This is a genomic window from Burkholderia sp. Ac-20384, assembly GCF_017104605.1.
GTDB classification, from domain to species: domain Bacteria; phylum Pseudomonadota; class Gammaproteobacteria; order Burkholderiales; family Burkholderiaceae; genus Burkholderia; species Burkholderia lata.
Genome location: NZ_JAAGPE010000121.1, coordinates 20,754 through 27,663 on the forward strand (window position 1 = coordinate 20,754; position 6,910 = coordinate 27,663).

6 protein-coding genes are annotated in these 6,910 nt (G+C 65.0%); 1 reads left to right on the plus strand and 5 read right to left on the minus strand.

Annotated elements, in window-relative coordinates; all coding sequences use genetic code 11:
• Positions 1 to 133 precede the first annotated feature (133 nt).
• The 5 genes from paaK to paaN form a co-directional block, all read right to left on the minus strand.
• Complete coding sequence (gene paaK, locus G3O00_RS22030) at positions 134 to 1,432, minus strand: phenylacetate--CoA ligase PaaK (RefSeq protein ID WP_069247036.1); 1,299 nt, start codon at positions 1,430 to 1,432, stop codon at positions 134 to 136.
• Between the two features lie 38 nt (positions 1,433 to 1,470).
• A complete protein-coding gene (gene paaI / locus G3O00_RS22035; protein WP_206144325.1) occupies positions 1,471 to 1,923 on the minus strand; it encodes a hydroxyphenylacetyl-CoA thioesterase PaaI in 453 nt (150 codons plus the stop codon).
• Between the two features lies 1 nt (position 1,924).
• On the minus strand, positions 1,925 to 2,716 hold the full coding sequence (gene paaG / locus G3O00_RS22040) for a 2-(1,2-epoxy-1,2-dihydrophenyl)acetyl-CoA isomerase PaaG (protein ID WP_011350824.1): 792 nt from the start codon (positions 2,714 to 2,716) through the stop codon (positions 1,925 to 1,927).
• Positions 2,717 to 2,761: 45 nt separating this feature from the next.
• Complete coding sequence (gene pcaF, locus G3O00_RS22045) at positions 2,762 to 3,964, minus strand: 3-oxoadipyl-CoA thiolase (RefSeq protein WP_206144326.1); 1,203 nt, start codon at positions 3,962 to 3,964, stop codon at positions 2,762 to 2,764.
• A gap of 87 nt (positions 3,965 to 4,051) precedes the next feature.
• Positions 4,052 to 5,758, minus strand: a complete 1,707-nt coding sequence (gene paaN / locus G3O00_RS22050; RefSeq protein WP_206144327.1) for a phenylacetic acid degradation protein PaaN — start codon at positions 5,756 to 5,758, stop codon at positions 4,052 to 4,054.
• A 129-nt stretch (positions 5,759 to 5,887) separates the two neighbouring features.
• Here paaN and G3O00_RS22055 point away from each other — a divergent pair, with 129 nt between their 5' ends.
• A complete protein-coding gene (locus G3O00_RS22055; protein WP_206144328.1) occupies positions 5,888 to 6,664 on the plus strand; it encodes an enoyl-CoA hydratase in 777 nt (258 codons plus the stop codon).
• Positions 6,665 to 6,910 lie beyond the last annotated feature (246 nt).

A 6,910-nucleotide genomic window follows, 5' to 3' on the forward strand; every position in this document is an offset into this window, starting at 1 on the left:
TGATGCGCGAGTCGCGTCGGCGGGTGCTCCAACGGTGCTCCGGAATGAAACAGCCCGATCGGCCAACGCCGATCGGGCTGTTTCATTTGCAGCCACGGATTCACCGCGCGTAATCAGCGCGCAGCGATTTTCGTCAGCCCTTGCGCTTGTCGACGACGCGTCGCGCCTTGCCGACCGACCGCTCGATCCCGTTCACGGGCAGCACGTTGATCACGGCCGTCACGCCGATCAGCGACTTGATGTCATAGGCGAGCGCCTGTTTTGCCGCGTGGATTGCCGCCGTATCGGGCGCGGTTTCGGGGCAAGGCTCGACGTTGAGCGTCATCACGTCGAGCGGGCCTTCCTTCGTCAGCACGATCTGATAGTGCGGCGCGAGTGCGCGCTGCTTGAGCAACTGCTCCTCGATCTGCGTCGGGAATACGTTCACGCCGCGCACGATCATCATGTCGTCCGAGCGCCCCGTGATCTTCTCCATCCGGCGCATCGTGCGGGCCGTGCCCGGCAACAGCCGCGTGAGGTCGCGGGTCCGGTAGCGGACGATCGGCAGCGCTTCCTTCGTCAGCGACGTGAATACGAGTTCGCCGAGCTCGCCGTCCGGAAGCACTTCGCCGGTTTCAGGATCGATGATTTCCGGATAAAAGTGGTCTTCCCAGATGGTTGGCCCGTCCTTGGTCTCGACGCATTCGGACGCGACGCCTGGGCCCATCACTTCGGACAGCCCGTAAATGTCGACCGCATCGATGCCCATCCGCTGCTCGATCGCGACGCGCATGTCGTTGGTCCACGGTTCCGCGCCGAAGATGCCGATGCGCAGCGAACTTTGCACGGGATCGAGGCCCTGACGCTCGATTTCGTCGGCGATCGACAGCATGTAGCTCGGCGTCACCATGATGATGTCGGGCCGGAAATCCTGGATCAGCTGCACCTGCTTCTCGGTCTGGCCGCCGCCAAACGGAATCACGGTAAGCCCCGCGCGTTCGGCGCCGTAGTGCGCGCCGAGCCCGCCCGTGAACAAGCCGTAGCCGTAGCTGACGTGTACCTTGTCACCACGGCGCGCACCGGCGGCGCGGATCGAGCGCGCGACGAGATTCGCCCATGTGTCGATGTCGCCGGCCGTATAGCCGACGACCGTCGGCTTGCCGGTCGTGCCCGACGACGCATGAATGCGCGAGATCTGGTCCTGCGGCACCGCGAACATTCCGAACGGGTAACTGTCGCGCAGGTCGCTCTTCGTCGTGAACGGGAAGCGCGACAGGTCGGCGAGCGTCTTCAGGTCGTCCGGATGGACACCCGCGTCGTCGAACTTGCGACGATAGACGGGGGAGTGGTCATACGCATGCCGGAGCGACCACTTGAGGCGTTCGAGCTGCAGCGCGGTCAGCTCGTCGCGTGAGGCGGTCTCGATCGGCTCGAGCGGTAGCGGGGTAGTCATGCATGTCTCCAGTGTTTGTTATGTGCGAGCCGTCGACGTCAGCGGTCTTCCGGGATGACCGTGCCCTTGATCTGGGCGGATTTGCCGCGAAACATCGCGACAGTTTCGCCGGTCTGGTTCGTGACGCGGATGTCGTAGATGCCTTGGCGGCCGGCGCGCGCTTGCTCGATCGCCTCGGCCGTCAGCACGTCGTCGCCGTGCACCGGGCGCAGGAATTCGATCGAGCAGCCGGCCGCGACGGTATTCACGTTGTACGAGTTGCACGCGAACGCGAACGTCGAATCGGCCAACGTGAAGATGATTCCGCCATGGCAGGTCTGATGACCATTCAGGAACTCGGAACGCACGCGCATCTGCAGACGCGCATAGCCGGCACGTACTTCGGCAATTTCCATCCCGAATGCGCGGCTGCATGCGTCGGCTTCGTACATGGCCCGTGCGGTGGCGCGGGCCAGCGAATCGGGGTCGAGCGTGGCAGTGGCATTTGTCATGTCAACGCCCCTCGAAGCGCGGCGCGCGCTTCTCGATGAATGCTTTCACGCCTTCCGCGTAGTCGTGCGACTGGCCGAGCGTGCGCTGCAGGTCGCGTTCCATGTCGAGTTGCTGGTCGAGCGTGTTCGTGACACTGGCGCGCATCGATTGCTTGATCGATGCGATCGCAAGCGTCGGCTGCTGCGCGAGCTGGGTGGCGAGCTGGCGGGCTGTCGCAGCGAGCGTGTCGTCGTCGACGGCACGCCAGATCAAGCCCCATTGCTCGGCCTGTTCGGCCCCGAGCTTGTCGCCGGTCAGTGCGAGCCCCAGCGCGCGTGCCATGCCGACGCGTTGGGGCAGGAACCAGGTACCGCCGGAATCGGGTACGAGCCCTATCTTGACGAAGGCCTGGATGAAACTGCTCGAGCGGGCGGCGAACACGAGATCGCAGGCGAGCGCGAGATTCGCACCGGCGCCGGCCGCCGTACCATTGACGGCGGCGATCACCGGAATCGGCAGACGCTGCAGGCGGCGGATCAGTGGATTGAAGTGTTCGTCGATCAGCGTGCCGAGGTCGGTAGACGCGCCCGGCGTGAAGTCGAGATCGGCCAGGTCCTGGCCGGCGCAGAAGCCGCGTCCCGCACCTGTCAGGATCAGCGCGCGCGCGCCGGCCGCCTCGACATCATCGAGTGCCGACTGCAGCTCGCGATGCATCGCCCGCGTAAAGCTGTTCAGCTTGTCGGGGCGGTTGAGGGTGATCGTGGCCACGTTCGACGCGTGATCGATATCCAGCTGAATCGCCTGATAGGACATGCAGTATCTCCTTCATGACTTCGTTATAGGCGCGCGGTGCGTGGGCTACACGCGTTCGATCGCGAGTGCGATGCCCTGGCCGACGCCGATGCACATCGTACAGAGCGCAAAGCGGCCGCCCGTACGCTCGAGTTGGTGGAGTGCCGTGGTCACGAGCCGGGCGCCCGATGCGCCGAGCGGATGCCCCAGTGCGATTGCGCCACCATTCGGGTTCACGCGCGGATCGTCGTCGGCGACGCCTAGCATGCGCAGCACCGCGAGACCTTGCGACGCGAACGCCTCGTTCAGCTCGATCACGTCGAACTGATCGATGGTCATGCCGAGCTGGCGCAGCAGTTTCTGCGTGGCGGGTGCGGGCCCGATGCCCATCACGCGCGGCGCGACGCCGGCTGTCGCCATGCCGATGACGCGTGCGCGGCGGCGCAAACCGTACTGGTCTGCCGCCTGCGCATTGGCGAGCAACAGTGCGCACGCACCGTCGTTGACGCCCGATGCGTTGCCGGCCGTCACCGAGCCGTCCGGGCGCACGACGCCCTTCAATTTCGCGAGCGCTTCGAGCGACGTTTCGCGTTGATGCTCGTCGCGCGACACAACCAGCGGATCGCCTTTCTTCTGCGGAATCGTGACGGCGACGATTTCCTCGGCGAGCGTGCCATCCTGCTGCGCACGCGCGGCCTTCTGCTGGCTGCGCAGCGCGAACAGATCCTGGTCGGCGCGGCTGATGTTGTAGTCGACCGCGACGTTTTCGGCCGTCTCGGGCATTGAATCGACGCCATACAGCTGTTTCATCAGCGGATTGATGAAGCGCCAGCCGATCGTCGTGTCGAAAATGTCAGCTTGGCGTGCGAACGCGCTCGTGGCCTTGCCCATCACGAACGGCGCACGCGTCATGCTCTCGACGCCGCCTGCGATCATCAGGCGCGCCTCGCCCGCCTTGATCGCGCGCGCAGCCGTGCCGACCGCGTCCATCCCGGAGCCGCACAGCCGGTTCAGCGTCGTGCCGGACACGTCGGTCGGCAGGCCCGCGAGCAGCGCCGACATACGCGCGACGTTGCGGTTGTCCTCGCCGGCCTGGTTCGCGCAGCCGTAGATCACGTCGTCGATCGCCGTCCAGTCGACGTCACGGTTGCGCTCGATGAGCGCCTTGAGCGGCACCGCACCGAGGTCGTCGGCGCGGACATCTTTCAGGGCGCCGCCGTAGCGGCCGATTGGGGTGCGAATCGCGTCGCAGATATAGGCGTCTGTCATGGGCGTATCGATGAGCAACGAACCCGCCAGGTGGCGGATTCGTTCATGGTAGAGAACGTGGCGGCGTTTGCACGTCGGCCATTCGGGTTATGCCGGTTGGCCGGCTTCCACAGGTGCAGCCTTCGGGGCAACATGGACGCGGCTTTGCACCACGCGGAACCGGTTGGCGACGAACGCCGGGTCGGCCAGCGCCGCGTTGGCTGCCGGGTTCGCGCCCGTGCCGTGGAAGTCCGAGAACGCTGCCGACTGGTTCACGAACACACCGCCCGTCAGGTTGATCGACAGCGCGACGCCACCGCGCACCGCCGCGTCGTGGGCGGCGTCGACGATCGCATCATCGGTGCTGTAGACGGAGAGCGTCAGCGCGCCATGTTCTGCCGCGATTTCCCCGGCGAGGTCGAGTGATTGCGCGGTCGAGTCGGTCGCGATCACGAACGAGATCGGGCCGAACCATTCCTGCGTGAATTTCTCGCGATCGGCCACGTCGAGTTGCAGCACGAGCGGCGTGCGCACGCGGGCATCGGGGAACGCAGGGTGTTGGAGGGTCAGGCTGTCGGCGAGCACGCGGCCGAGTTGGCGGGCATCGTCGATGCGTGCGGTCACGCCTTCGTTCTGGATTGCGCCGATCAGTTCGACCGAGCGTGCCGGGTCGCCGGTGAGTTTTTGCACGGAAAGGGCGATTGCCTGTGCGACCTCGTCGAAGCTCGCGTGGCCGTCCGCCGTCCGGATGCCGTCGCGCGGCACGTAGATGTTCTGCGGTGCCGTGCACATCTGGCCGGAGTACAGCGCCAGCGAGAACGCGATGTTTTTGGCGGCGGCCTTCAGGTCGTCGGTCGAGTCGATCACGATCTGGTTGACACCAGCCTTCTCCGTATAGACCTGTGCCTGGTGAGCATGGCGTTCGAGCCACGTGCCGTTTTGCGTGCTGCCGGTGAAGTCGATCAACTTGATCTCGGGGCGCAGCGCGAGATCCTGAACGAGTGCGCCGTCGTTGGGTTCGGTCGTGAGGAGCGTGACGACGTTCGGATCGAAACCGGCTTCGCGCAGCACGTCGCGAGCGATCCGGACGGTGACGGCGAGGGGCAGGATCGCGCCCGGATGCGGTTTGACGATCACGGTGTTGCCGGTTGCGAGATCGGCGAACAGGCCGGGGTAGCCGTTCCAGGTCGGGAACGTGCAGCAGCCGAGCACGAGCCCGGTACCGCGCGGGACGATCGTATAGCGCTTGTGCATCGCGAGCGGCGGGTTCTTGCCTTGAGGCTTTTCCCAGTGTGCTTCGGCGGGGATGCGGCGCAGTTCGTCCCATGCATAGGCGACTGCCTCGAGCGCGCGATCTTGCGCGTGCGGGCCGCCGGCCTGGAACGCCATCATGAATGCCTGCCCGGTGGTGTGCATCACGCTGTAGGCGATTTCGAAGCTGGCGCGATTCAGGCGCGCGAGGATTTCGAGGCTGACGCCGATCCAGGCGCTCGGGCCGGCTTCGCGCCACGAGCGTTGCGCGGCGGCAGCGGCGGCGATCAGTTCGTCGGGCGTCGACTTCGGATACCGGATGCCCAGTGCAACGCCGTACGGCGACCGCTCTGCGCCGACCGTTTCTCCGGACGCCGGCTGGTCGAGCGCGAACGTCTTGTCGAGGTGCGACTTGAACGCGGCCTCGCCATCTGCGTTCGCGCTTTCCCCGTACACTTTGGGGCTCGGCATTTCGGCGAACGGGCTCCAGTACCCGCGGCTCCCGATGGCGGCGAGTGCGTGTTTCAGCGTGTCTTCGTGCTTCGTGAACAGTGCATGGGTCATGGCGGCAGCCTGATGGACGTTGAGAGGGGTTGGATCGATTAATTAACCGACCGGTTGGTCGGAGAATGGTAGCATCAAACTATTCGCATGTGCGAGGCGTTTCTCATTTCATTGATCGAGGAGAAATAGATGGCTTACGAGAACATCCTGGTGGAGACCCGGGGGCGTGTCGGGCTGGTTACGCTGAACCGTCCGAAGGCGCTGAATGCGCTGAACGATGCGCTGATGGATGAGCTGGGTGACGCGCTGAAGGCGTTCGATGCGGACGATGGTATCGGCGCGATCGTCGTGACCGGGAGCGAGAAGGCGTTCGCGGCCGGCGCAGACATCGGCATGATGGCGACCTACTCCTATATGGATGCCTACCGGGGCGACTACATCACGCGCAACTGGGAGACGGTCCGCGAAATTCGCAAGCCGATCATTGCGGCGGTTTCTGGCTTTGCGCTGGGTGGCGGCTGCGAGCTGGCCATGATGTGCGACATCATCTTCGCGGCGGACACGGCCAAGTTCGGCCAGCCGGAAATCAAGCTGGGCGTCATGCCGGGTGCGGGCGGCACGCAGCGCCTGCCGCGCGCGGTGTCTAAGGCGAAGGCGATGGACATGTGCCTGACCGCTCGTTTCATGGATGCTGCCGAAGCGGAGCGCGCGGGGCTCGTGTCGCGCGTATTGCCGGCCGACACGCTGCTTTATGAGGCGCTTGCCGCCGCAGCGACGATCGCCGAGTTTTCGCTGCCGGCGGTCATGATGGTCAAGGAGTCGGTGAACCGTGCGTACGAGACGACGCTGGCCGAAGGCGTCCACTTCGAGCGTCGGCTGTTTCATTCGCTGTTCGCGACCGAAGACCAGAAGGAAGGGATGGCGGCATTCGTCGAGAAACGGAAGCCGGTGTTCAAGCACCGCTGATCGGGCTACTTGGGTAGTTGGCCGGTGACTGGTGGGTATCGGTTGTCGGCGTGATTGCCAAGCCCGCCGAGCCCCCGTGCGCGTCAGCGCACGGGGGCTTTTTCAAACTTTTTTCACAAAGGGGCTTGCGTAGTTGGGGCCGGGTGCTTAGAATCACGCCTCTTTCGCGCTAACGGAAACGCAGCGCGGAAGAGGGAAGCAGGGTTGGCGGTGTGCAGCAGTCTGGAGCGCGCAGCTGACTTGGAA